Consider the following 24,456-nt stretch of genomic DNA (forward strand, 5'->3'; position numbering starts at 1 on the left):
AATGAAAGGGCGCATTCATTCTATCGAATCATGCGGTACTGTTGATGGGCCAGGCATTCGCTATGTGATTTTCTTACAGGGCTGTTTACTGCGGTGTCAATATTGCCATAATGCGGATACGTGGAATATTGGAGGCGGGAAAGAAGTATCTGTTGAAGAAATTATGGAGGATGTGAAATGTTATCTTCCATTTCTTAAGGGAGGCGGTGTAACCGTTAGCGGCGGGGAGCCCCTTCTACAGCTTGATTTCTTAATCGAATTATTTAAACAATGTAAGGAACTCGGTATCCATACAGCTATCGATACTTCAGGTGGATGCTATAGTGAGGAGATGCTATTTCAAGAGAAGCTCGGGGAACTAATGAATTATACCGATTTATTACTATTGGACATTAAACACATTGATTCACATGTTCATCGTAAGCTCACGGGTAAACCCAATGAACATATTTTATCCTTTGCTCGTTATTTGTCAGAGAAAAGAAAGCCTATTTGGATTAGACATGTTCTTGTTCCAACGATTACAGATAAAGAAGAGGATCTTCGCAAGCTTTCATTGTTCCTAGGAACGCTTCGAAATATAAAGAAAGTCGAGGTTCTTCCGTATCATAAGCTTGGTGTATATAAATGGAAAGAGCTGGGCTTAACGTATCCGCTTGAAGGCATAGAACCACCTACAGAAGAACGTGCTGCATGGGCAAGACAAATCTTAACAGAAAACCTAATTCCTATGAATTAGGTTTTTCTTTTTACGAGCATTCCTGCATACAGGCTGGCTTACCTTTCTTTTATTATGGAGAAGAGAAGGAGAATGGAGTATACTAAACAAGGAATTCTTTATTTGTAAAGGAATATTTAATATATATTAATAATTTGTAAAACGTAATGGTAATCATGACTCTGTGCCATACATTACTTCAACATTGCGAAAGCGTGTTTGGAAACGTATAATAAATGAGAATAAATGCGGAGTAGGGGTATTGGTACAGTTATGATCGTCTAGGAAGGTTATGACCAGCCACCTAGAGCACCAGGAAACTCATATGAAAAATATAGTAAGTTGTTTGTAAGGTCATCGCAGTATTACAAGCAGGATAAGCTAGGAGTGAATTTGTTTGATCAATAACCCCAAAGTGTTAATTTTAACTGCGCACTATGGAAACGGTCATGCGCAGGTAGCGAAAACACTAAAACTTGCGTTTCATCAAAGTGGAGTACAACAGGTTATTGTACGTGATTTGTTTTCAGAATCACATCCTGTTCTTACCGATATAACAAAATATTTATATTTAAAAAGTTATACAATTGGTAAACAGCTATACCGATTGTTTTATTACGGAGTAGAAAAGATTTACAATAAAAAATTCGCAAAGTGGTATTCGAATTTTGGAAAAAAACGGCTTGCTTCAATTTTACATATGGAAAAGCCAGATATTATCATTAATACTTTTCCAATCATAGCTGTTCCAGAATTTAAAAAGAAGATGGGATTAGAAATTCCTGTTTATAATGTAATAACTGATTTCTGCCTTCATAAAATTTGGGTACATACCTATGTGAATCAATATTTTGTAGCAACTGAATATGTGAAGGAGTTGATTGCGAATATAGGAATTTCTCGTGAACAAATCACTGTTACGGGAATACCGATTCGCCAAAACTTTGAAAGTCGGATCTATTCGGAAGATCATTATGAAAAATATGGTTTAGATCCTTCAAAGAAAACGTTGCTCATTTTAGCTGGAGCGCATGGTGTACTAGGGAATGTCAAGGAACTGTGTGAGCTATTTATGAGTGTCGCTAACTTGCAAGTGGTTGTTATTTGTGGAAAAAATGAAGAGCTGCAGAAGGAAATTCGAGAATTACATGGAGACTCTATTAATGTTTTCGGATATGTTGAGCAAATAGATGAATTATTCCGTATTTCCACATGTATCATTACAAAGCCAGGCGGTATCACGCTTAGTGAAGTCGCTTCCTTACAAGTGCCAGTTGTACTTTATCACCCAGTACCAGGACAAGAAACGGAAAATGCGGTGTATTTTGAACAAATAGGTGGAGCAGTGGTTATTCGTGAAGGCGATGATGTGTTTCTGAAAACCAATCAATTGCTACAGGATGATCATAAATTAGAACAAATGCGAGGGGCATTAAGAAGAATTCATAAGCCGAATGCTGCAAGACAAGTGGTTTCGGCTGTATTAGAGAAGCATCAGCAACAAGAAGCAGTACTTGAACCGGTAAGATAACCTTGGCATCTCCCATTTTAGGTGAGATGCTTTTTTCTTGTTTAGTTATCCACAATAATTATTTTGAAACATGCTTACATTATCCGGTTATTAACATAAATATCCACATTACCCACAGTAATTACAAAAATATCCACATAAAACAGGAGTACTTTACAATTTGTTTGAAGAGATTTGAGTAATTTACGGTTAGTTATTCACAATTAATAATAATGTGGAAAAAAAGCGTGTAGAAAAAAATAGAAAAAGATGCAAGGAAATGTATCCTGTGCATCTTTTTTAGCGCACTTGTAAGAAAAAGGTATCGTTCCCAGCTTTAATAAATTCCATTTGGCTTGAATCCAGCAACTCGGTCAGCACGTTTGAACTCTCGTTGATACAAAACCTCTTGCGTTGCAGATAGCTTATTTCTCATTTTTTCACGTTTTTTCTTATCCATTTAGAATCACCCCTACTATTGGAATCATTATGTATCGTTTCCAATAGGATGATTTCTTATACGATTATGCCTCTTTTAAAATTGTATCTAGTACTACTCCTTCACGTAATGTGTGAAGCGTGTATTGATCCTTAGATATTTCGTACAAATCGTACGTATCTCCATCTCCATTAATTTGCTCATAAATCGATTTTCTCGTTTCATTGGCAAACGTTACATAGGGTAGTTTTAGCGCAGCTTTTAACGAACGAGTATTTACCTTGCGAATTCTCATAAAAATCGTTTCCATACCCAGCTCATAAAAAACCTCATGGAAAAAAGAATCCTTAGCTAATTTGTTATAGCCTTTTCCGTGAAAAGGCTGACCAATCCATGTTCCTAGAAACCCAGCACCTTCTACAATATCATATAATGTAATGGTACCGATTGGATTTCCCCATTCGTCTAAGATCGTTCTTGAAATTAGTTCACCACATTCTTCGGCTTCAATCATTTGCTTCGTTACAAACAGAAACTCCTCGTAGGAAGATACTTTATGACGAACAAATGGGAAGACATTTGGATGTACCATCAAATCATAAAGAGCAGAGCAGTCGTGTAGGTCGCGTTTTTTTAACATTCTATATCCTCCTTTAACGAGGGGAGAATGCTTTCATAACAAACCCACCCTCGAAATTTTTTAATGTAGCTTGAAAAAAAATTTCGGGGTGGGAATCGAACCCACTAGAACCAGTCTACCTAACTGGTGGCGCACCATTTGCCTTCCCCATTCATCAATTTAAACAAATTGATTATGGTTTATATTCATTTTTCTATTTGTATAATACTTCATATTGTTTAAAAAATAAACATATTTGTTTTAATTTTTTGTGTGGATAATTTGACCATTTATCATGGTTAAATATGGCTTCGCCAAGTAATGAAAAGGATGATGTGACCAAAGAACTATATCTGCATCCTTGCCTACTTCTAAGCTTCCAATACGGTGATCGAGGTTAACATTTCTAGCAGGATTAATAGTTATTGCCCGCAAGGCAGTTTCTTCTGATAGACCTTCACGAACTGCTATCGCTGCACATAAATTTAAGTACTGAATAGGTGTATACGGATGATCCGTCGTAATTGATATCTCAACACCAACCTCATCAAGCTTAGCGTAGGTGCTCCATGATTTATTTTTTAATTCAACCTTTGATTTTCTTGTGAACGTAGGACCAACGCTTACCTGTAAGTTACGTCCAGCAAGCTCATCTGCAATCAGATGTCCTTCGGTACAATGTTCAATACGTAAATCTAGTTTGAACTCATCTGCTAATCGAATGGCAGTAAGAATGTCGTCTGCTCGGTGTGCATGAATTCGAACCGGTATTTCACGATTTAGCGCTTGTAAAATAGGCTTCATTCGAAAATCAGTTGCACGGCCGTATTGCTGGGCCTCATAAAATGATTCACGAAGCATCCCCATGATTCCCATTCTCGTAATAGATGCATCACTGCCATTGCTATGCACACGTTTTGGGTTTTCCCCTAGTGCAATTTTTAAACCAGCAGGCTCTTGTAAGATCATATTTGAAATGTTTTTGCCGGCAGTTTTCATAACACAGGTTGTTCCACCAATTACGTTTTGACTTCCCGGCATTACGTGCACAGCTGTAATTCCACTCTTAATTGCATCTTGAAATGCAATATCAAGCGGATAAATACCGTCAATTGAACGAATATGAGGAGTCAAAGCTTCAATTGTGTCGTTTGCATCATTTCCAGCCCAGCCGGTTCCTTCATCATACAAGCCAAGATGAGTATGAACATCTATAAAGCCTGGAAATAAATACAAGCCATGTGCATCAATAATTTGCATGTCACTACTAGGTGTAATGTTTGCTTGTATGGAACTGATTTTTCCATCTTCTACTAGAAGATCTCCAAGTAATGTTTGTGCTGTAATTGGATAAATGGTCGCGTTTTGAAATAATATTTTCATCATAAACCCCTTAGCTACCTTAAAATTATTGATAATGCTTCCTCAAGATGAGGATAAGAAAATGTAAACCCATGCTTACATGCTTTTTCTGGAATTGCTTGCTGTCCTTCTAAAACAAGTGTGCTCATTTCGCCGAGAACACACTTTAGTATGAAAGATGGAACCGGAATCCAATAGGGTCGTTTCATTACTTTACTGATTATTTGTCCAAACTCCTTCATGGTAATTGGTGTAGGTGAGGTTACGTTAATAGGACCTTCAATGTGTTCATTTTCCAATACGAATGCAATCATACGGGCAGCATCTTGAATATGAATCCATGAAACCCATTGTTTTCCGGACCCAATCGTTCCACCAATGAAGAGACGGTAAGGTAAGGTCATATTTGGCAATGCCCCTCCGTTACCAAGGACGATTCCAAATCGAGTAAAAACAGTCCGTATTCCTAGATTTTTTGCATAGCTTGCTTTTGCTTCCCAGCTTTGGACAGTTGTTGCAAGAAAGTCGTTGCCTGAACGGCTATTTTCGGTAAATGTTTCAGTTAAAGATGTACCATAATACCCGATGGCACTTGCGTTTATAAATACACGCGGTCGTTTTTTTAGTTTTGCAAGCTGTCTTAACAATCCATCGGTTGTATTCACGCGACTGCTTACAATTTGTGCTTTCTTCGTTTTTGTCCAGCGCCCGCTATTAATAGGTTCTCCAGCTAAATTAATAACAGCATCAATAGAAGAAATAGGAAGTTCTTCGTCAGTTGCTTGCCATTTCATATAGTATATATTAGATTGCGTAGATGCTCTACTACTTCTTGTTAGGATGTATACTGTATGTCCCTTGCTTGCCAATAGAGAGCAAATGGCTTTTCCGATGAAACCTGTACCTCCAGTAATAATGATGTTAATAACTACCACTCCCTACTATATATATGTTAAAAACTCGAAAATGGGATACATGTGCTACAATATTTTGTAGGCGAATTAGTATTCCAATAAAGAGGTGAATAAAATGGCTGTCATTACAAAAATGCAAGTTCAAAAGGCTTCGAAGGAACGATACAACATTTACATAGATAAAGGCTACGGTGAGGAATACGGGTTTAGCGTGGACGAGAGCACACTTGCAAAGCATGGTCTTCGAAAGGGAATGGAAATAGATGAGCTAGAGCTCGCTGATATTCTTTATGATGAGGAAGTACGCCAATGTTATTTAAAAGCAATTGTCTTCTTGTCCTATCAAATGCGAACAAAGCAGGAGATAGAAGAGCATTTGAGCAAAAAAGACTACGGCGTAGCAGTAATACAGGAAGCGATACATAAGCTTATACAAGCAGGATATGTGAATGATCAAGAATATGCCATTGCCTATGTTCGAACGCAATATAATGTTGGAAGTAAGGGGCCAATTATTATTCGCCGTGAATTAATGGGGAAAGGTATTCCGCAAGATGTAGTTATTTCAAGTTTACATGAATACACGGAAGATAAGCAAATTACAAATGCGATTCAGCTTTGCGAAAAAAAACGGAAAACATTAAAAAACCTATCTGCATTTCAGTTGAAGAAAAAACTTGAAGAAATGCTAATGCGTAAAGGCTATCCATCTTCCATTATTGCAATTGCAATGGAAGAGCAAGAGGATCAAGATGCTGATGAAGAATGGACAGCAGCTCTTAAACAAGGCAGCAAGCTCCATGATAAGTACAAAAAAGATAGGGATACTTATAAAATGAAAATGAAACAAAGCCTATATCGAAAGGGCTTTCAGTTAGAAACAATTGAACGTGTCATTCAAGAGCTTTCGGAGGAATAACCGTTCATTGTATAGTACAATATGGATATCGCTTAGAATGGAAGAGGCTTTTAATAAACATGATTGTACGGAGGAACAAACAAATGGAAAAACGATATAGCGAATGTTCAATTTACGAATTGCAGGAAGAAATGGGTAAGCTGAAAGAACAAGCAGTTAAAGCCCAGCAGATGGGGATGATAAACGAATACGAAGTGATAATGCGTAAGATGGCGATGGCTAAGGCGTACACGATGGATCCGAATGAATTTAATGTAGGCGGCGTATATGAAATTACAGACGAACCAGGCGTTCATTTTACGATTACGTATTTTAAAGGTGTATTTGCTTGGGGTTATCGAGATGGTAAAAAGGATCAAGAAGAACAAGCACTTCCGATTTCTTTATTAAAAAAACCAGAGAAATAATTTCTCTGGTTTTTCAATCCTCTAGAATCGGCGTTTTCTCGTTTCTTTTGCCAAAACAATTAAAGCTTGTGTTTCTTGTGTTTCCCCATTTACTTGGCATTTAGCCCGTTTTGGCCGCGTCCAATTGTGACGAAACAGTTCAGAGCGTGGATCTAATCCATTACGATAGCTCATTGAATAAGTCACCTCACTAGTCTTTTGCAGCACGCATGCGTTCTTGTGGATGCATAGCAATAGTACCATCAGCTCTTTTAGAAGCATAACGAGCCTCTGCTCTTGCATGACCATCCATTTTACTATTATTTCTCTTTTCAGAATAGGCTTCTTTACCTTTACCCAAGGAAAGGACCTCCTTAAGTAGAATTGATACAACGATGTATCAACTATAGAATGTGCACAGTAGCGAAGAAATATGTAAGTAAGTGAGTAACAAACTTTACTAAAGGAGTAAAAAGATATGAATGATATTATCGAAAAACTGACGGCTTTGCTTTTAGAAAAGAATAAAAAATTGTCATATGCACAAGGGCGCTCATGGGTTGAACTATTGTGGGGGGATTTCGAAGCTAGTTATGCACGAGCTGGTATATACAATGGAGCAGAAATGACAGAAAGGGTTGTCAAGACATGGATAGAGAATCACGGTGAACACCTTCATCTGATTATGTCGAACAACCCTAAGTATAAGCATCTACTAAATCAAGCTGATTATCCGAAGCATTAGTAGTCTTACTTCAATCCACTATAATATCGAGTTTTTTTCGTAATTTTGCTTCACTGAAAATCCATCCAGTATACGAGCTCATTATGTTTAATTGCTTATCGAGCTGTACGATTGCAACAAACGGATAGTAGTCTTTACTCCGATATCGTAAGTCAATAAATCGGACTTCATAGCAATTCGTAAACTCAAATATATCCCAGCGATAAACGGGAGAAAAGGAAAGAAATGCCGAAATATTTGCATCCTTTCGTGCTGCTTGCATAATGGCATTATCAGGAAGCGGAACGCGTTCGAATTTGTCAAAAAGCAAGATATTGCCACGATGAATATGTGCTACATAATAATATTTCTCTGTTACGATGGCAAGGTGATAATGATAAAACCGCAATGTCGGAGAGATAATAACCTTTTCTACATGATCAAATCGTTTTCTCACGATGTTTTCAATATGTGTTCTCATCGTAATTCGAACAATATAATAGACAGCCATGATAATATAGGCAGATAATGCCGTCATTCCTTTATCTGTACCAGCGAAAATGAGTAAGATTGCAATTACATGAATAAAGAAAATAATCGCATCAAATGTATTAATCACACCAAGAGCTAACCAATTCCGTGTAAATGGACGTAGAGCTTGTGTACCGTAAGCATTAAATATATCAACAAAAACATGAAGAAATACAGCGATAAATGACCAAATAAAAAGATGAGATAAGGAAGTATCAGGAAAATTCAAATGGACAAATATACCGATTAAAAAAGTCCAAAGAAAAATTGCTGGAATCGAATGGGTAATACCACGATGATTACGAATGTACTTAGCGTTATTTCGTAATTTCAAAATGGTATCAATATCGGGAATATTTGAACCGACAATTGTTGCAAGCATAATTGCTTGCGGCCCTAAACTGTTCTGCCCAATAACTGGATCAATCGTGGCGAGTCCGCCAAGCGTAATTCCCATTGCTAGATGAGTGGCTGTATCCACAAAATAACCTCCAATGAATCCATTTTTTCTGTATCTGTGCATCTTTTCTTAAAACAGAATATTGCTATATTTTTCATACAGTAAAGATGTATCTACTTTTATTATAATAGTATTTATATGCAAAAACGAATTGTTTTAAGGTAGGGGGAGAATTTTTGAACGAACATCTTGAATTTCTAAATGAATTTAATAAAGAACAATTTAGCCATGATTTAATTCAATGGTTTAATAAAGAACAAAGAGAATTGCCTTGGCGAAAAAATAAAGATCCGTATCGGGTATGGGTGTCGGAAATTATGCTGCAGCAAACCCGAGTAGAAGCAGTAAAACCTTATTACAACAATTTCATGGAACAGTTTCCTACATTAGAGACACTAGCGAACGCGGACGAAGAGAAGGTGCTCAAAGCGTGGGAAGGACTCGGGTACTACTCGCGTGTTAGAAATTTGCATGCTGCTGTGAAAGAAGTGCAGGCTAGTTATAGCGGCATCGTACCAAATACGGCTGAAGATATCGGTAAGTTAAAAGGAATTGGACCTTATACGAAGGGAGCCATTTTAAGTATCGCCTACGATGTACCTGAGCCAGCCGTTGATGGAAATGTAATGCGTGTTATGTCCCGTATTTTATCAATTTGGGAGGATATTGCAAAACCGAAGACACGAAAGCTCTTCGAGAATGTGATTCGTGAAGTGATTTCTAAAGAGAATCCTTCTTATTTCAATCAAGGCTTAATGGAACTAGGAGCTCTTATTTGTATTCCTAAAAATCCATCCTGTTTGCTATGTCCGGTCCAATCGCATTGCTGCGCTTTTCAAGAAGGAGTTCAGCAGGAGCTTCCTGTAAAAAGTAAAGCAAAGAATCCGAAGATAGTTCCTATTGCAGCAGGTATATTGGTAACAGAGGATGGAAGATATGTTATACATAGACGTCCAAGTGCAGGCTTGCTTGCTAATATGTGGGAGTTCCCTAATGTTGAATTGCAAGATGGAATTAGCAGTCCTAGCCAGCAGCTAGTTTATTATTTAAAGGAGCAATTCGGCATCGATATTCATATTGCCGAACATGTAACGAATATTTCACATACGTTTTCTCATCGTATATGGGATATTACCGTCTATAAGGGAACAGCCATTGATGTGAAAGAATCAGATACATTGCGTGTAATTAATCGAGATGAATTTTCACTCTATACGTTTTCTCAATCTCACAAAAAAATGTACGAGCAGCTTGTATTGTCAGATTAATGGAAATAACAGGAGCGTACTTCTTTTAAAAGGAGTGCGCTTTTTAATCATAGGAACTGTTCGTTCCTTGTGTCCAATCAGCTTCTTTTCGGTGAAGGCCTCCACGAGCTTCGATTTCCTTCATAATTTCTTTATATATCGTTTGTCCTTCCGCATTTAAATAAGGCAACATTTGCTGTAATGAATGATGAAAGTATGCTAATTCCTCTTTATCCCACTTTTGTTTTGAAATCATGGATAGCTTTGTCATATCTCGTCCTACGTACATCTCGTGTCTCCTCCTAATAGATACTCTTTATTTATTGTGTATAAAAAGTATGAATGTTATTCTTTATCCTCATTTCACCTCAATCATTTTTATCGGATATTTAAAAACGGAGTTGGTTACATTATGTTTTGTGGAGGTGATAATCATGAATAACAAACAACCAAATCAAGCAACCTCTGGTGCTAGCATCCAAAAGATGAATCAACAAAATGCACAATTTGGTACTGAATTCTCTACAGAAACTGATGTACAACAAGTGAAGGATCTGAATGCAAAGGCTGAAGCGAATAAATCACTAGCTTCAGGAAAATATAAAACTCCCTAGGCAATAACGGCAGAAGCACTCCTTTTTTATAAGGAGTGCTTTTTTATGCATTCACCACAAAGTATGCTAAGGTCAGACTTTAGTTTAAAAAATTAATCTTAACAGTTATAATAGGAGAAAACAATGAAAACAATACAATCCTCTTTGAGACGAAAGAAGGGAGAAATATGGATATTCCCAAAGAAGGTGAAAGGGTTCAAATACATAGTTATAAGCACAATGGAAGTATTCATAGAATATGGGAAGAAACGACGATTTTAAAAGCAACAAGCAGAGTTATAATTGGAGCCAATGATCGAACATTTGTAACGGAATCAGATGGACGCACATGGGTAACGAGGGAACCGGCTATATGTTATTTTCATGGAAGCCAATGGTTTAATATTATCGGGATGATTAGGCAAGATGGAATTTATTATTATTGTAATTTAAGTTCTCCATTTGCCTATGATACGGAGGCACTAAAGTATATTGATTATGATCTAGACATTAAGGTGTATCCTGATATGACCTATGTTCTGCTAGATGAAGATGAATATGAATTGCACCGGGAACAGATGCAGTATCCCAAAGTCATTGATACGATTCTGAAGCAAAATATGAATATTCTCATTCAATGGATTCTTCAAAGAAAAGGTCCCTTTGCCCCAGACTTTGTTGATAGTTGGTACGAACGATATTTAATGTTTAGAGATTAGCTGCCTGCTGATGCATATTCAGCAGGTTTTCTTACTTGATATGTCTCATGATGGTCTGAGGACTCTTTTTTTTATGGAATCTATGTGGGTGGGCTTCATATCTTTATGAAAGGGGGAAATGGATTGAACAGTATAAAACGATATTTACAGTTTGTTAAGCCTTATAAATGGAAAATAGCAATAACAATTGTGATTGGACTTATTAAATTTGCGATTCCTTTAATTATTCCGTTTTTGTTAAAGTATTTAATTGATGACGTTATTCATAGCAAAGATTCTATTTCTGTGCAAAACAATCATTTATTTATAGCAATTGGGATTGCTTTATTTATATTCGCAGTTCTTAGACCGCCAATTGAATATTATCGCCAATATTATGCCCAGCAAATCGGAAATTTAGTTTTGTATGATGTACGAAAGCATTTATTCGCCCATTTGCAAAAGCTAAGCCTACGTTTTTATTCAAATGCAAAAACCGGAGAAGTAATTTCTCGTGTTATAAACGATGTAGAGCAGACGAAGGATTTCGTCATTACGGGTTTAATGAACGTATGGCTAGATACAGCAACGATTGTAATTGCAATTGCAGTTATGTTTTCTATGAATATGAAGTTAACCTTTATTTCACTACTTGTTTTACCGATTTATATGATTTCCGTAAAGTATTTTTTTGCACGACTGCGTAAATTAACGCGAGCTCGTTCCCAAGCACTTGCTACTATGCAGGGGTACTTACATGAGCGAATTCAAGGCATACAGGTCACACGGAGCTTTGCTTTAGAAGAATATGAAAAAGAGCAGTTTGCAGGGAAAAATGGAGAATTTCTAAATCGAGCCTTGCAGCATACAAACTGGAATGCTAAGACGTTTGCTTCCGTGAATACGTTAACGGATTTAGGGCCTCTTGTTGTCATTGGGCTAGCAGCCTATTTAGTTATTCAAGGGCAGCTTTCATTAGGGTCGATGGTAGCCTTTGTAGGTTATATGGATAGCTTATATAACCCGCTACGTCGTCTTGTCAATTCATCGACGACATTGACTCAATCTCTAGCATCTATGGATCGTGTATTTGAGCTTCTAGATAAACCTTATGATGTTGAAAATCGTCCAGATGCAATCATACGAAACCAAATCGATGGAAAAATTTCAATTGAGGGTATGTCATTTCGGTACAATGAACGTGATCCAGAGGTGTTAAAGCATATCAATTTAACGATACAACCTGGTGAAAAAATTGCTCTCGTTGGGCTTAGCGGAGGAGGAAAATCTTCTCTTGTTAGTTTAATCCCGCGTTTTTATGATGTCACAGAGGGTTCTATTAAAATTGATGACATAGACGTGCGAGATTATGAATTAACCTGTTTACGTGGCCATATTGGGATTGTACTTCAGGATAATATTTTATTTAGTGATACGATTCGTTCCAATATTTTATATGGGCGGCCAGAAGCTTCAGAGGAGGAAATGATAGAAGCGGCTAAGGCGGCTCATGCACATGAATTTATTTTAGATTTACCGAATGGCTATGACACGATTGTTGGGGAACGCGGAATGAAGCTTTCGGGCGGACAGCGCCAACGAATTGCCATTGCTCGTGTATTTTTGAAAGATCCTTCTATGCTTATTCTAGATGAAGCAACATCTGCTCTTGATTTGGAAAATGAAAAATATATTCAAGAGGCACTGCAGGAGCTTGCAAAGGATCGGACTGCCATTATTATTGCGCATCGTCTGTCTACAATTACGCATGTCGATAAAATTGTGTATATTGCAGATGGAGAAATTAAGGAAATGGGAAACCATGATGACTTGATGAAAAAGCATGGATATTATTATGAGCTGTATCATATTCAAAATTTAGAATCCGTTTCTCAATAATAGAATTGCAAAAAAAAGAAAACCTGCTACTAGCAGGTTTTCTTTTTTTGCTTATCTTATCATTCTGTAGATAGGGAAGGATCTGCTTGCAACTTTGTTGGAATGACTTCTCGGAAGTGACTTCCAATATCATCAAGCAAGGCAGAAACTACGCTTACTTCTTCGTATTGTTCATGCTCAGTTAGAATACGAATGTAGTCAAGAAGCATCTCTGTAACTTCGGCAGTGCCTTTTGCAGTTAAAGGCTGCAAGGTTACATTTGCTCCTTTTGCAATTCGATTGCGAAGAGCTTCTTCTGTTAAGCCCATTTCTGGCTGATGACGTAGATAAATAGCTCCTCCTGTCATACCTGCACAAATCCATGGACCTGGATCGCCTAGTACAAGACCGCGTCCGTTTGTCATGTATTCAAATGCGAATCCTTTAATATTGGCATGTACGGCAATATTTCCATATTCATGAGATGGAAGAGGTTCTTGCAGACGTCCGCCAATGATAATATCCGCTCCAGATAGACGAATTCCTGCACGTGCATCTGCATTGCCTTGTACGTAAAGGGAGCCCTTTTGAGCACCGTAGCCAAATCCTTTTCCTACAGAACCATTGTAGAATTTACCGTCTTTCCCTTTGGCTTTCATGATGTAAATGCCGCCGCCAAGTGCTGTTTTTCCGATTCCGTCTTGCGCACCGCCGCTGACATGAATGAAAATATTTTCACTATTGTAAGCACCTAAGCCATTACCAGGAATGGAACCATCATATTTTAATGTAATTGGTTCGAGTTTTGTCGTGCCAGCTAATTTTGAACGAACACGATAGCAGGATTCAAGACCGCCCATTACGCGTTGATCTACACCTACTGCAAGGAGCTCTTTTGACTCTACAGTAAACGGTACAGCTTCTTCTACTGTATCTACAGATGCACTTGGTACATATTCTTCTACATCAATTGCTAACATATTGGTTAAATCTAATTGATCTAAGCCGCGAGCTTGAATAAGCAAGTCAGAACGACCTACGATTTCTTGTAAATTCGTATAGCCCAATTGTCCAACTAAACGTTTGAGCTCTTCACCAAATGTAGAGAATAGGTTCATCAATCCATCTACGGCAAGATCTATTTGTCGTGGTACAAAGCGGCGTAAACCGTGTTCTTTCGCTTGCGCTTCTGATTCAATTTGAGTTGCAATACCAACATGACAAGTATCAAGATGACATCCACGGCACGTTGTACATCCGATAGAAATCATGGCAAGTGTACCAAAGCCAATTCGGTTCGCGCCAAGAAGGATAACCTTTAATGCATCTCCTGCGCTCTTCATACCGCCGTCAGCCCAAATTTCAACATTATTACGCATTCCTGCTTCTATTAATGCATGATGTGCTGCTTTTACACCAATTTCAATTGGCAATCCTACATGTTGCAGTGCATGGATTCTGGCAGCACCTGTACCACCGTCAAAGCCGCTAATACCGATATAATCAGCTCCAGCCTTTGCGATACCAACGGCAATCGTACCGATGTTAGGAACAACTGGAACTTTGACAACTACCTTTGCTTGATTATTAGCAGTTTTAATTTCTGTAACCATTTGTGCTAAATCTTCGATTGAGTAAATGTCATGGTTGTTTGAAGGCGAAATAAGGTCGGAACCGATCGTTGCATTCCGCGCTTCTGCGATTTTTGCAGTTACCTTTGATCCAGGTAAATGACCACCTTCGCCAGGCTTTGCACCTTGCCCAATTTTAATTTCAATTAAGTTAGAAGAGTTTAGCAATTCAGCATTAACACCGAAACGTCCTGAGGCTACTTGTTGGCCGCGTGTTTTCGGATATTTTCCGACCATATCTTTAATTTCGCCGCCCTCACCATTTAGGCTGACCATATTCAAGCGATCTGCAGCCTCTGCATAGGCACGGAAGGCTACTTCGTTTTGTGATCCGAACGACATACTACTAATAATAAATGGCAGGTTATGCTCTCCTACATGGATACTTACTTTCTCTGACTGTATTGGTTGTGATCCAGTTTTAAAGTCCATTACGTGACGAATGGATATTGGTGTTTTTTGTTCGACATCATTTAATTTTTCACGATATTCATCATAGCCGTTGCCTTTTGCCACTTCGCCAATGGCTTTCCAAATGCGAGGAAAGACGTGGAATGTTTTGCGCATTCTTGTTCCTTCTGTTTCATAATCAGCTAAGCGTTTAATCGCATCTTCCTTTAATAGTTCAAAATTATATGCGAGTTTGTCGGAACCAAGGAAATTTACGATATTTAAAATATCTGCAATTTCTTTATTTAAGCCGATAGAAGAGAAGAGACGGCCATATCCACGTAATTCGTGAATACCAATTGTACTAATTACTTTTTCAAGTCCTTTATTCAAAGCGCTAAATAAGTTCACACAAGGAGTAATTGTGTTGTCGCTTACTGTAGCGAACATTAAATATGGGTTAATTGCATCTGCTCCTAAGCCGTATACAGTCACAAGATCATGTAAGGAACGAATAGCTCCGGAGCGTAGTACGATCGAACAATTTCTACGTAGTTGTTCATGTACAAGAGCTTGTTGTAATTTTCCAATAACGAGATGTGGATCTATCCATAAGTTTCCGTCTTTATGGGCTTTTTCATCATCTACAATGAGAAGTGTTACGCCTTTTTTAACGGCAGTTAGTGCTTCGTCTGCTAAGCGGTCTAAAGCATCCTTCAATGTTTCATCTTTTGTAAATGTTGCAGAAATCTTATACACTGTGTCGTGCAGGGCAAATAAATGGATAAGATCTTCATAGGTAATCTGGCCTGTTTGTTCAGCAGCAATTTGTCCGTCTTGCCCTTCAATTAAAACAGGGGAAAGCAATTCTACAATAAATGATTTCTCATGTTTTTCATGTAAGGATGGACGTTTTCCAATAATTGTTCGCGTAGAGAAATGCTCGATTTCTCGATCACGGTCAATAGCAGGGTTTGTTACAACAGCTACGCTTTCCTTAATGAAGTCAGCAATATTTCTTCTATCTGGATCCAATGCTGCAAGAGGGGCGTCATGGCCTAAAGAACGAATTGGCTCTGCACCTTTTTCCGCCATTTGCTCCATGAGTTGAATGTTTTCACGATCCCAGCCAAATGCTGCATATTGTCGATCCTCTACTTTTTCATTTGGAGCTACAGCTTCTACATGAGCTGGTTTTGGTGGATTTAAATTCTCGCGATAGCCGCTTGCTTTAATGCGTTGGCTTAATTTCTTAAATACTTCGTCTTGGTAAGCTGCGTATTCGTATAGAACCATATCGTCATGATTCCATCTTAAGCCGACTTTTTCACCAGGAGCTAGTGCTTTCGGTTCGGCAACATAATCGCTTGGTGAAACGACACCAGGTTCAGATGCAAATACATAGGAAGTTTCAGTTTGTACCATCCATAAAGGACGAAGACCTAATGCATCAACACTGAAAACTGCTTCATCTTTGTAGCGAGAAATAATACCAGCAGGTCCTTGTGCGAAATGACCCCAGCTTTCACGCATATACGCATATAAATCTTGCAGCTCTTCTTTATAATGTTTAATTTCATTAACAATTGGTGGAAATAAAACATCGAGTGCTTCAAACAAACTATAATCATAGCGAGCAAGCAATGTTTCAATCGTTCGGTTTAAATCTTGTGAATCACTACCTCCTAGTGTAAGAGGTACATTCATCATTTCAGCTTGATCACGAAGCTTCGCAATCGTATTAATTTCTCCATTATGTCCTAAAACACTAAATGGTTGAACACGGAAGAAGTTAGAAAGCGTGTTTGTTGAATAACGATTATGACCAAGTGTCATCGTGGAAGCAATAATCGGATTAGTTAAATCTTGATAATACGCTACGAGAGTATCTCCAGCACCAAGAACTTTATAAACTACATGATGGGCACTTAAAGAAGATACATGAACCGCTTCGTTCTTTTCTACTTCTATAGTTAAGTTAAATAATTCAAGTTCAATATTTTCTTTTTCTTTGGTTGGAAGAAGTGCAATTTGCCAAAAAACAGGTTCTTCTGCTTTCGCAAGTGGGCCAAGTGCATCAGTATTTGTTACGGCATCCGTTTCGTAAACGAGCTCAAAACCAGATTTTGTGAACGTATCTTTTATTTCTTCACGTAGAGATAACGTGTCAACTTTTTTACTAAGAAAAAGATGTCCTACAATAAAATCCGGACGGTCTACGAGAGAAGATGAAATATCTTTACGCGTTAATTTCTCTTTCCAAAGTTCTGTTGGGAGGTCAATGTGAATACCAATTCCATCACCTTCGCCATTAATAAAACCGGCACGATGATTCATTTTGACCAATGAATCTATACATAAATCAATATTTGCTTTAGTAGGACGGCGCTTTTTTTCCATAACGGAAACAATGCCGCAAGCATCATGCTCCGCTTTTCGGAAATCGCGAAAAAGGGCAGGAGTCCAATTATTTGTCAAATTGTTGGCCATGGGGCCAGTCACCTCCATTCAATGTTGGAAAAAATAACTATTCAAAATTGTTAGATTTTTTTGAACGTATAATGTCTAATTATAAAGAAAAAACGAAGGTTTTAACAAGTAAAATATAATAAGTTCGTTTCTTCAATTTTTAGTGGTATGAATAATTATACTATTAAACTTAAATTTATGAAATAGTATACAGAAAAAAACAGAGGTTTTTCCTCTGTTTTTTTCTTCCATTTTAATGATTGGAGATGATAGTAGCCAGTTCTTTAAATGCAAAATCAACAGCAGCGATTGTATCTTCAACATCTTGTCTTGTGTGCTCTGTTGTTAAAAACCATGCTTCATATTTGGACGGTGCAAGATTTATACCTTGGCTTAGCATAAGCTTGAAAAATTTACCGAAGAGGTCACTATCAGATAGCTTAGCATCATCGTAATTTTTTACCTTTTTATTCGTGAAAAATACAGTTAAAGCACCTTTTAATCGATTTATCGTAATGGTGATATTATGCTCTTTTGCCTTAGCGAGGATTCCTTCTTCTAATAATTTACCTAGTTCATCTAAATTTTCGTATACGCCATTTTGCTTAAGAACTTCCAGGCATGCAATACCTGCACGCATAGAGGCTGGATTTCCTGCCATTGTTCCTGCTTGGTAGGCAGGGCCTAATGGAGCAACTTGTTCCATAATTTCTTTCTTACCGCCGTATGCACCGATTGGCAGACCGCCGCCAATGATTTTGCCTAGTGCTGTTAAGTCGGGAGTGATACCTAATAAATTTTGTGCTCCGCCATATGTAAAACGAAAAGCTGTAATTACTTCATCATAAATTACAAGTGCACCGGCTTTATGGGCTATTTCATTTACTTGTTCAAGGAATCCTTCATTTGGCATAACGATTCCGAAATTTCCTACAATGGGTTCTACTAATACACCGGCAACATCGTCTCCCCATTTATCTAATGCTTCTTTAAATGCTTCAACATTGTTGTATGGAACGGTAATGATGTCTTGTGCAACACTACGGGGAACCCCAGCAGAATCTGGAGTGCCAAGGGTAGAAGGACCAGATCCCGCAGCCACAAGCACAGAATCAAAGTGACCGTGGTAACAGCCGGCAAACTTTATAATCTTCGTTCTTCCTGTGTATGCACGGGCAACACGAACGGTTGTCATAACGGCTTCTGTACCAGAATTAACAAAACGAACCTTATCTAATGAGGGAATTGCCTCTTTTAATAATTTTGCGAAAGTCACTTCGTAAGGTGTTGGTGTTCCGAATAGAACGCCATCCTCTGCAGCTTCTTGAATTGCTTTCGTAATATGCGGATGAGCATGACCGGTAATAATAGGACCGTATGCTGCTAAATAGTCAATATATTTATTATCGTCAACATCCCAAAAGTATGCTCCTTTTCCCCGTTTCATCGCAACTGGAGAACCGCCTCCAACTGCTTTATAGGAACGTGATGGACTGTTTACGCCGCCAACAATATTTGCTAGCGCTTCGGTATGTAATTGTTCTGAGTTGGTAAATTTCACTTCTATTCCTCTCCTTTACATAGATACCCTTGAAAGATTGTGACAATTTTCACTATCCTGCCCTTTAGGGAAATACCTGATAAGTTCAAAATATCTTTCGTTTCTTTTATTGTAACACAGGATATAGGATAATACTTATTAGTTGAGAACAGGGCACCTGTTAGGTAAACTATTCGTTATGAAAATATGAAAATGAGGTAAGTAAATGGACACGATTATCGACGTAAAACAGTTGCGAAAAGAATTTGTTTCCCATTCGAGTCGTTCAGGATTAAAGGGAGCCTTTCGTGATTTATTCACGCGAAATTACAAGGTTGTTCCGGCTGTAAACGACATTTCCTTTTCAGTTAGACGAGGTGAAATGCTAGGGTATATCGGGGAGAATGGGGCAGGAAAGTCGACAACGATTAAAATGCTAACGGGTATACTCACACCAACATCTGGACAAATTGTTGTGAATGGCATGAATCCTCATAAGGAAAGAGAACGGTTTGTGAGAACAATTGGTGTTGTATTTGGGCAACGCTCTCAGCTTTGGTGGGATATTGCTGTACAGGAATCCTTTCGATTGCTAAAGAAAGTGTATGGAATATCTGATAAGCAGTACAAGGAGCATATGGATCATGTGATTGAAACGCTTGAAATTGGCCCACTTCTAGACAAACCTGTTCGTAAGCTATCACTTGGACAACGAATGAGATGTGAGCTTGCTGCAGCACTGATTCATAATCCACCCCTCTTATTTTTAGATGAACCGACGATTGGATTAGATGTTCTAGTTAAATTGAAAATAAGGGAATTCTTGAAAGAAATGAATGAAAGATACAAAACGACAATTTTGTTAACAACTCATGATATATCTGATATCGAAGCTTTATGTGATCGTGTTGTCATGTTAGATGAAGGAAAAATAATTTATGATGGTTCACTTGATAAGCTTCGTTCTAATTGGGGAAAAGAAAAAATCATTCATTTTCAATTTGTAAATCCTGTTTCGAAAGAGCAACTTACCAAGCAATTGTCAGGACAAGTTATATGGAAACAAGAGGATGGAGAAAATGTTTGGGCTGCAAAATTACCTAATGAAGAAAGTGTGATTTCTGCATTAATTTCCAATGTCGTACAATCGTTTAAAATTAAAGATATAAAGATAGAAGAAGTATCGACCGAAGAAATCATTCGTAATATTTATGAAGAGGGTAATGTTCATGGCTAAGTATATTGAAATGATTCGGATACGTTTTCTTATGATGCTTGCCTATCGGACAAATTACTATAGTGGAATTCTAATCTATACGATAAATATCGGAGCCTATTACTTTTTGTGGGAAGCGATATACGGTGGAAAAGAAAGTGTGCAAGGGTTATCAGTTGCACAAATGACAACGTATGTGGCGGTTGGCTGGATGGCTCGGGCTTTTTACTTCAATAATATCGACCGTGAAATTGCGGAGGAAATTCGCGAAGGACGTGTAGCCATTGAAATGATTCGTCCGTATAGTTATCTTGGCATGAAGGTTATGCAAGGGCTAGGGGAAGGAATTTTTCGGTTTCTATTCTTTTCGATACCAGGAATGATCCTCGTTTCATTTCTATTTTCTCTAGCGGTCACTTCCCATGTACAGACGTGGTTTTTATTTTTTCTATCTATTATATTTAGCTTTATCATTAATACACAGATTAACTTGATTACAGGTATGATGACATTCTTTTTATTTAATAATGATGGGTTAATGTATGCAAAACGAGTTGTTATTGATTTATTTTCCGGGCTTTTGCTTCCGATTAGCTTTTATCCTTTGTGGGCTCAAACTGTGATGAACTTCTTTCCGTTTCAAGCCATAAGCTACATTCCAAGCATGATTTTCTCAGAAGGGTTAAAAGGGCAAGCGGTTTGGCATGCTATTATGTTTCAAATGATATGGTCCGTCGCTTTGATCCTTCCTATCGTTTTCATGTGGAAACTAGCAAAAAAACGATTAATTGTGCAAGGAGGGTGAGGGAGCATGATGTATATACAATTACTGTTTCATTATGCAGCACAGTATATGAAAACAAAGCTGCAGTATCGCGGTGATCTTCTTGTAGGCCTTATGTCGGATATGATGATGCAGGCTGTTAATCTGATTTTTATTCTTGTTGTATTCGGTCATACGCAGTCCCTTCAAGGTTGGGGAAGAGAAGAAGTTATCTTTATTTACGGCTTTTTCCTCGTACCATTCTCAATCTTCTCCGCTTTTTTTAACATTTGGGATTTTAATGATAGATATATTGTAAAAGGAGAAATGGACCGTATTTTAACTAGACCTATTCATAGCTTATTTCAAATCATATTAGAACGGATGGAGCTTGAATCTTTTATAGGAGGCATTACAGGTATACTTATCATGGTTTATGCTTCCATCCAGCTGCATTTAACATTTCACTGGTATGATTTCTTTTTGTTTATCATTATGGCGATTGGCGGAGCACTTGTATACGGCGGAATATTTGTCTCGCTTGCAAGCATAGGGTTTTGGTCTGATGCAAGAAGCTCGATTATGCCGCTTATGTATAACATTGGAAACTATGGCCGGTATCCAATTAATATTTATAATAAAGTCATTCGGTTTATTTTAACGTGGATTTTACCATTTGCTTTCGTAGGAGTGTATCCAGCTTCGTATTTTTTGCATAAGAGTGAATGGTACTCTTATGCGTTTTTAACACCAGTAATGGGCGTTCTCTTTTTCACTTTCGCTGTTTTTCTTTGGAATAAAGGGGTAAAACATTACCGGGGTGCAGGTAATTGAAATAATTGACTCTTCTTCCTCATACATATGAGATGAGGTGGACAAACATGATTTGGATAATGGTGTTAATACTCGTTATTCTAGCTATTGTGCATAGCATACGCAGCCTTTGGAAATCATCCTATACGACCCATTCATTTTTTTCGTTTTCTAATTTACTTCTGCTAAGCCTAGTTTATTTAACAGTACTTATTGCCTTTGGATTAGGGTATTTCCTGTTAGAAGAAATAGGATTGCCTGTTCTTAATGAACATGGGAATACTGCTGAGGATAAAGCAGTTGAACTGATAGGGATATGCATCTATTTTAGTGCTATTACTTTGTTTTCTGTCGGGTATGGTGATATAACTCCGATAGGAATAGGAAGAGCAATTGTAATTGTAGAAGCTTTAATTGGGTATACGATGCCGTTTGCCTTCGTCTTTCGGATCGTTGCAGAACAAAAACGCGATTAAATCTGGTATAGTTAATGGTGTAGAATACGAAGGAGATGTTGTTACAATGAGTAAGATAGGAGAGCTTGCACCAGATTTTACATTGCCTGCAAGTAACGGAAAAGAAGTAACTTTATCAAATTTTCGTGGGAAAAATGTGGTGATATATTTTTATCCGAAAGATATGACACCAGGATGTACAACGCAAGCATGTGATTTTCGTGATATGCTTGATTTATTCAATGACGAGAATACAGTAATACTCGGAATAAATCGTGACCCGCTTTCAAAGCATAAATCTTTTGTGGCAAAGCACAATTTACCATTTCTATTATTATCGGACGAACAGCATGTCGTAACAGAACTGTACGGTGTTTGGAAACTTAAAAAGAATTTTGGAAAAGAATATATGGGGATTGAACGGTCAACATTCCTAATTGATAAAGAGGGTAAGCTAGTTAAAGAGTGGCGTAAGGTAAAAGTGAAAGAACACGCTAAGGAAGTATTAGCTGCAATTAAAGAAGAGTTAGATTAAGGCTTCTTTTATTTAAGTAAAATGAGGCATTCGTCTATACAATGTTGCTATCTGGTCATAGTCTACAGTATAGGGCATACCTCCTCAGATGATAGCTTTCCAAGTGCGAGACATTTCTCGCACTATTTTTTTGCTTGCAAAATAAGTTTATTGCAATTCTCATAATTTAGACAGATTTGCGGTACCATTAAAGTATAAATGTTGACAATGGGAAATATGAAGCTGTAAACTAATTGTAAATATTATAACATAGGAATTCCTATAGAATGGGGGTGCATGACGGTGGTTAATGACGAACTAAAAGAGGCGCTGGAACTTTTGAAAGGTACAGGTGTACGTATGACTCCACAACGTCATGCTATTTTAGAGTATCTTGTTGGTTCTTTTTCACACCCAACGGCTGATGAAATCTATAAAGCACTTGAAGATAAATTTCCAAATATGAGTGTTGCGACTGTATACAATAATTTACGTGTATTTAAGGAAATCGGTTTAGTTAAAGAGCTAACGTATGGTGATGCATCGAGTAGATTTGATTATGTAACAAGCGATCATTATCATGTGATATGTGAAAGCTGTGGAAAAATTGTAGATTTTCCTTATACTCATTTAGAAGAAGTGGAACAAAAAGCAGCGGAAGAAACTGGCTTTGTAATTCGAAGTCATCGCTTAGAATTGTACGGTGTTTGTCCAGAATGTAATCATGTGTTGGAAAATTAAGAAACGTATAGAGGAACCGGCATGAGCCGGTATCAGGCTGGTTGTATTGGATGTGATCCTTTACAGCCAGCTTTTTTTATTTATTCCGCTATTTAAGGGCAGTAAGATACTTGTTCCAAGGATTGAGAAATAATGAAAGACCTAAGAGGGGGACTGCCTATAACTTTGTTAATGGATAACCATCGGCTGAGAGAAAACCCATCGCTAAGGAAAGTTTCACTTTATTCGGTTACGATAGGATTCGTTAAATGCTTTCCCATCTAATGAAGCATCTAAGGTAAGCGGCTGACGACAGTACATACAGACATCGGCTTTGCCGAGTATTTTTGTTGTTTTTTTGCATTCTGGGCAAATAACTTGTACCGTTTTCGTTGAAAGTATACCAATCCAAAAATAAATGATAGTACTACATAGAATAGCAAGAAAACCTACAATAATGAATAATGACATAATGAGAGGAGAGTAACGAAAAAATACACTTACATAAGAAAGAAAAAGTCCAGCAAAAACAGTTCCTAACGCAAACGTTCGAATTTTATTGATTTTACTGCTATATTTCATTCTCATTTGGCTAACACCTCATTTTGCCATATAATAATATATTATATAAATTCTTAGTCATAAATACGACCTGATTTTCCAATAAAATGAAATTAAAATTTAATTATAAATTCTATTGACCATGTGATTATGACATGATATATTATTACACGTCGCTGATGAAATACAGCGATGAAACAACGAAATAAAAGATGTTGACACGAATTTAGAATGGTGTTAACATAAAGAAGTCGCTTTTGAGCGATGAAGAGTTCTTTGAAAACTAAACAAAACATGAAACGTCAGTTTTTTAATAAGCTTAGACAAACTTAACTTTTATGGAGAGTTTGATCCTGGCTCAGGATGAACGCTGGCGGCGTGCCTAA

The 24,456-nt window shown here is 37.6% G+C and carries 25 protein-coding genes and 2 pseudogenes; 15 read left to right on the forward strand and 12 right to left on the reverse strand.

All coding sequences use genetic code 11. From position 1 onward, the window contains the following. Position 1 precedes the first annotated feature (1 nt). Both pflA and ACM5BR_RS16065 read left to right on the forward strand, forming a co-directional pair. Positions 2–739: a pyruvate formate-lyase-activating protein gene (pflA, locus tag ACM5BR_RS16060; protein WP_416829031.1), complete on the forward strand. Its 738-nt coding sequence runs from the start codon at positions 2–4 to the stop codon at positions 737–739. A 376-nt stretch (positions 740–1,115) separates the two neighbouring features. Further along, the gene (locus tag ACM5BR_RS16065) at positions 1,116–2,249 is read left to right on the forward strand and encodes a diglucosyl diacylglycerol synthase (protein WP_416829032.1); all 1,134 of its coding nucleotides are present in this window, start codon (positions 1,116–1,118) and stop codon (positions 2,247–2,249) included. 316 nt (positions 2,250–2,565) lie between these two features. Here the strand turns inward: ACM5BR_RS16065 and ACM5BR_RS16070 are convergent, their stop codons facing one another. The 4 genes from ACM5BR_RS16070 to ACM5BR_RS16085 all read right to left on the reverse strand — a co-directional run bounded on the left by ACM5BR_RS16070 (position 2,566) and on the right by ACM5BR_RS16085 (position 5,574). After that, on the reverse strand, positions 2,566–2,688 hold the full coding sequence (locus tag ACM5BR_RS16070; protein ID WP_416829033.1) for a YfhE family protein: 123 nt from the start codon (positions 2,686–2,688) through the stop codon (positions 2,566–2,568). A gap of 64 nt (positions 2,689–2,752) precedes the next feature. Beyond that, entirely contained in the window at positions 2,753–3,307 is a 555-nt protein-coding gene (locus tag ACM5BR_RS16075; protein WP_416829034.1) for a GNAT family N-acetyltransferase, read from the reverse strand. Between the two features lie 240 nt (positions 3,308–3,547). Next, a complete protein-coding gene (locus tag ACM5BR_RS16080; RefSeq protein ID WP_416829035.1) occupies positions 3,548–4,669 on the reverse strand; it encodes an amidohydrolase in 1,122 nt (373 codons plus the stop codon). A 14-nt stretch (positions 4,670–4,683) separates the two neighbouring features. After that, a complete protein-coding gene (locus tag ACM5BR_RS16085) occupies positions 4,684–5,574 on the reverse strand; it encodes a TIGR01777 family oxidoreductase (RefSeq protein ID WP_416829069.1) in 891 nt (296 codons plus the stop codon). A gap of 103 nt (positions 5,575–5,677) precedes the next feature. Here ACM5BR_RS16085 and recX point away from each other — a divergent pair, with 103 nt between their 5' ends. Both recX and ACM5BR_RS16095 read left to right on the forward strand, forming a co-directional pair. After that, positions 5,678–6,481, forward strand: coding sequence for a recombination regulator RecX (recX, locus tag ACM5BR_RS16090; protein ID WP_416829036.1), 804 nt, complete (start codon positions 5,678–5,680; stop codon positions 6,479–6,481). Positions 6,482–6,564: 83 nt separating this feature from the next. Continuing rightward, positions 6,565–6,888, forward strand: a complete 324-nt coding sequence (locus ACM5BR_RS16095; RefSeq protein ID WP_416829037.1) for a YfhH family protein — start codon at positions 6,565–6,567, stop codon at positions 6,886–6,888. 21 nt (positions 6,889–6,909) lie between these two features. Here the strand turns inward: ACM5BR_RS16095 and ACM5BR_RS16100 are convergent, their stop codons facing one another. Beyond that, the gene (locus tag ACM5BR_RS16100) at positions 6,910–7,062 is read right to left on the reverse strand and encodes a YpzG family protein (protein ID WP_416829038.1); all 153 of its coding nucleotides are present in this window, start codon (positions 7,060–7,062) and stop codon (positions 6,910–6,912) included. Positions 7,063–7,078: 16 nt separating this feature from the next. Continuing rightward, positions 7,079–7,228 (reverse strand): small acid-soluble spore protein K, encoded by a 150-nt coding sequence (sspK, locus tag ACM5BR_RS16105; protein WP_416829039.1) that lies wholly within the window; start codon positions 7,226–7,228, stop codon positions 7,079–7,081. Positions 7,229–7,345: 117 nt separating this feature from the next. Here sspK and ACM5BR_RS16110 point away from each other — a divergent pair, with 117 nt between their 5' ends. Then, entirely contained in the window at positions 7,346–7,612 is a 267-nt protein-coding gene (locus ACM5BR_RS16110; RefSeq protein WP_416829040.1) for a YfhJ family protein, read from the forward strand. Positions 7,613–7,622: 10 nt separating this feature from the next. Here ACM5BR_RS16110 and ACM5BR_RS16115 read toward each other — a convergent pair whose 3' ends face one another. Then, positions 7,623–8,603, reverse strand: a complete 981-nt coding sequence (locus ACM5BR_RS16115) for a metal-dependent hydrolase (RefSeq protein WP_416829041.1) — start codon at positions 8,601–8,603, stop codon at positions 7,623–7,625. A gap of 155 nt (positions 8,604–8,758) precedes the next feature. Here ACM5BR_RS16115 and mutY point away from each other — a divergent pair, with 155 nt between their 5' ends. Then, positions 8,759–9,850, forward strand: coding sequence for an A/G-specific adenine glycosylase (gene mutY, locus ACM5BR_RS16120; protein WP_416829042.1), 1,092 nt, complete (start codon positions 8,759–8,761; stop codon positions 9,848–9,850). A 43-nt stretch (positions 9,851–9,893) separates the two neighbouring features. Here mutY and ACM5BR_RS16125 read toward each other — a convergent pair whose 3' ends face one another. Then, entirely contained in the window at positions 9,894–10,118 is a 225-nt protein-coding gene (locus ACM5BR_RS16125; protein WP_416829043.1) for a hypothetical protein, read from the reverse strand. A 145-nt stretch (positions 10,119–10,263) separates the two neighbouring features. On the opposite strand from ACM5BR_RS16125, the gene ACM5BR_RS16130 reads away from it, so the two are divergent. The 3 genes from ACM5BR_RS16130 (at position 10,264) to ACM5BR_RS16140 (ending at position 13,019) form a co-directional block, all read left to right on the forward strand. Continuing rightward, entirely contained in the window at positions 10,264–10,443 is a 180-nt protein-coding gene (locus ACM5BR_RS16130) for a gamma-type small acid-soluble spore protein (protein WP_416829044.1), read from the forward strand. 167 nt (positions 10,444–10,610) lie between these two features. Next, complete coding sequence (gene ntdP, locus ACM5BR_RS16135; protein WP_416829045.1) at positions 10,611–11,141, forward strand: nucleoside tri-diphosphate phosphatase; 531 nt, start codon at positions 10,611–10,613, stop codon at positions 11,139–11,141. A gap of 123 nt (positions 11,142–11,264) precedes the next feature. Continuing rightward, the gene (locus ACM5BR_RS16140) at positions 11,265–13,019 is read left to right on the forward strand and encodes an ABC transporter ATP-binding protein (RefSeq protein WP_416829046.1); all 1,755 of its coding nucleotides are present in this window, start codon (positions 11,265–11,267) and stop codon (positions 13,017–13,019) included. A gap of 59 nt (positions 13,020–13,078) precedes the next feature. Here ACM5BR_RS16140 and ACM5BR_RS16145 read toward each other — a convergent pair. From ACM5BR_RS16145 to ACM5BR_RS16155, 3 genes and pseudogenes are all read right to left on the reverse strand, one after another. Continuing rightward, positions 13,079–13,900, reverse strand: a pseudogene (locus ACM5BR_RS16145) (GltB/FmdC/FwdC-like GXGXG domain-containing protein); the annotation flags it as partial. A gap of 72 nt (positions 13,901–13,972) precedes the next feature. Beyond that, positions 13,973–17,509: pseudogene (locus tag ACM5BR_RS16150) on the reverse strand (glutamate synthase-related protein); the annotation flags it as partial. A gap of 232 nt (positions 17,510–17,741) precedes the next feature. After that, positions 17,742–19,049: a glutamate-1-semialdehyde 2,1-aminomutase gene (locus ACM5BR_RS16155; protein WP_416829047.1), complete on the reverse strand. Its 1,308-nt coding sequence runs from the start codon at positions 19,047–19,049 to the stop codon at positions 17,742–17,744. Between the two features lie 205 nt (positions 19,050–19,254). On the opposite strand from ACM5BR_RS16155, the gene ACM5BR_RS16160 reads away from it, so the two are divergent. From ACM5BR_RS16160 to perR, 6 genes are all read left to right on the forward strand, one after another. Continuing rightward, on the forward strand, positions 19,255–20,265 hold the full coding sequence (locus ACM5BR_RS16160; protein WP_416829048.1) for an ABC transporter ATP-binding protein: 1,011 nt from the start codon (positions 19,255–19,257) through the stop codon (positions 20,263–20,265). Next, positions 20,258–21,049 carry an ABC transporter permease gene (locus ACM5BR_RS16165; RefSeq protein ID WP_416829049.1) on the forward strand — a complete coding sequence of 264 codons (792 nt, stop codon included), beginning with the start codon at positions 20,258–20,260 and terminating at the stop codon, positions 21,047–21,049. The genes ACM5BR_RS16160 and ACM5BR_RS16165 overlap by 8 nt, the downstream gene beginning before the upstream one ends. 6 nt (positions 21,050–21,055) lie before the next feature. Next, positions 21,056–21,841, forward strand: a complete 786-nt coding sequence (locus ACM5BR_RS16170) for an ABC transporter permease (RefSeq protein ID WP_416829050.1) — start codon at positions 21,056–21,058, stop codon at positions 21,839–21,841. Between the two features lie 47 nt (positions 21,842–21,888). Continuing rightward, the gene (locus tag ACM5BR_RS16175; RefSeq protein ID WP_416829051.1) at positions 21,889–22,296 is read left to right on the forward strand and encodes an ion channel; all 408 of its coding nucleotides are present in this window, start codon (positions 21,889–21,891) and stop codon (positions 22,294–22,296) included. Positions 22,297–22,342: 46 nt separating this feature from the next. After that, positions 22,343–22,810, forward strand: a complete 468-nt coding sequence (gene bcp / locus ACM5BR_RS16180; protein WP_416829052.1) for a thioredoxin-dependent thiol peroxidase — start codon at positions 22,343–22,345, stop codon at positions 22,808–22,810. Positions 22,811–23,086: 276 nt separating this feature from the next. Beyond that, positions 23,087–23,530: a peroxide-responsive transcriptional repressor PerR gene (perR, locus tag ACM5BR_RS16185; RefSeq protein ID WP_416829053.1), complete on the forward strand. Its 444-nt coding sequence runs from the start codon at positions 23,087–23,089 to the stop codon at positions 23,528–23,530. A 216-nt stretch (positions 23,531–23,746) separates the two neighbouring features. Here perR and ACM5BR_RS16190 read toward each other — a convergent pair whose 3' ends face one another. After that, positions 23,747–24,097 (reverse strand): DUF2614 family zinc ribbon-containing protein, encoded by a 351-nt coding sequence (locus tag ACM5BR_RS16190; protein WP_416829054.1) that lies wholly within the window; start codon positions 24,095–24,097, stop codon positions 23,747–23,749. Positions 24,098–24,456: the final 359 nt, after the last annotated feature.

This window comes from Ectobacillus polymachus (assembly GCF_048159605.1).
GTDB lineage: Bacteria > Bacillota > Bacilli > Bacillales > Bacillaceae_G > Ectobacillus > Ectobacillus polymachus.

Bases quoted from the DNA above. Each gene is read 5' to 3' on its own strand.
- pflA (WP_416829031.1), top strand. From the start codon at position 2: ATGAAAGGGCGCATTCATTCTATCGAATCATGCGGTACTGTTGATGGG.
- ACM5BR_RS16070 (WP_416829033.1), bottom strand. From the start codon at position 2,688: ATGGATAAGAAAAAACGTGAAAAAATGAGAAATAAGCTATCTGCAACG.
- ACM5BR_RS16075 (WP_416829034.1), bottom strand. From the start codon at position 3,307: ATGTTAAAAAAACGCGACCTACACGACTGCTCTGCTCTTTATGATTTG.
- ACM5BR_RS16080 (WP_416829035.1), bottom strand. From the start codon at position 4,669: ATGAAAATATTATTTCAAAACGCGACCATTTATCCAATTACAGCACAA.
- recX (WP_416829036.1), top strand. From the start codon at position 5,678: ATGGCTGTCATTACAAAAATGCAAGTTCAAAAGGCTTCGAAGGAACGA.
- ACM5BR_RS16095 (WP_416829037.1), top strand. From the start codon at position 6,565: ATGGAAAAACGATATAGCGAATGTTCAATTTACGAATTGCAGGAAGAA.
- ACM5BR_RS16100 (WP_416829038.1), bottom strand. From the start codon at position 7,062: ATGAGCTATCGTAATGGATTAGATCCACGCTCTGAACTGTTTCGTCAC.
- ACM5BR_RS16110 (WP_416829040.1), top strand. From the start codon at position 7,346: ATGAATGATATTATCGAAAAACTGACGGCTTTGCTTTTAGAAAAGAAT.
- ACM5BR_RS16125 (WP_416829043.1), bottom strand. From the start codon at position 10,118: ATGTACGTAGGACGAGATATGACAAAGCTATCCATGATTTCAAAACAA.
- ACM5BR_RS16130 (WP_416829044.1), top strand. From the start codon at position 10,264: ATGAATAACAAACAACCAAATCAAGCAACCTCTGGTGCTAGCATCCAA.
- ntdP (WP_416829045.1), top strand. From the start codon at position 10,611: ATGGATATTCCCAAAGAAGGTGAAAGGGTTCAAATACATAGTTATAAG.
- ACM5BR_RS16160 (WP_416829048.1), top strand. From the start codon at position 19,255: ATGGACACGATTATCGACGTAAAACAGTTGCGAAAAGAATTTGTTTCC.
- ACM5BR_RS16165 (WP_416829049.1), top strand. From the start codon at position 20,258: ATGGCTAAGTATATTGAAATGATTCGGATACGTTTTCTTATGATGCTT.
- ACM5BR_RS16170 (WP_416829050.1), top strand. From the start codon at position 21,056: ATGATGTATATACAATTACTGTTTCATTATGCAGCACAGTATATGAAA.
- ACM5BR_RS16175 (WP_416829051.1), top strand. From the start codon at position 21,889: ATGATTTGGATAATGGTGTTAATACTCGTTATTCTAGCTATTGTGCAT.
- bcp (WP_416829052.1), top strand. From the start codon at position 22,343: ATGAGTAAGATAGGAGAGCTTGCACCAGATTTTACATTGCCTGCAAGT.
- perR (WP_416829053.1), top strand. From the start codon at position 23,087: ATGACGGTGGTTAATGACGAACTAAAAGAGGCGCTGGAACTTTTGAAA.
- ACM5BR_RS16190 (WP_416829054.1), bottom strand. From the start codon at position 24,097: ATGAGAATGAAATATAGCAGTAAAATCAATAAAATTCGAACGTTTGCG.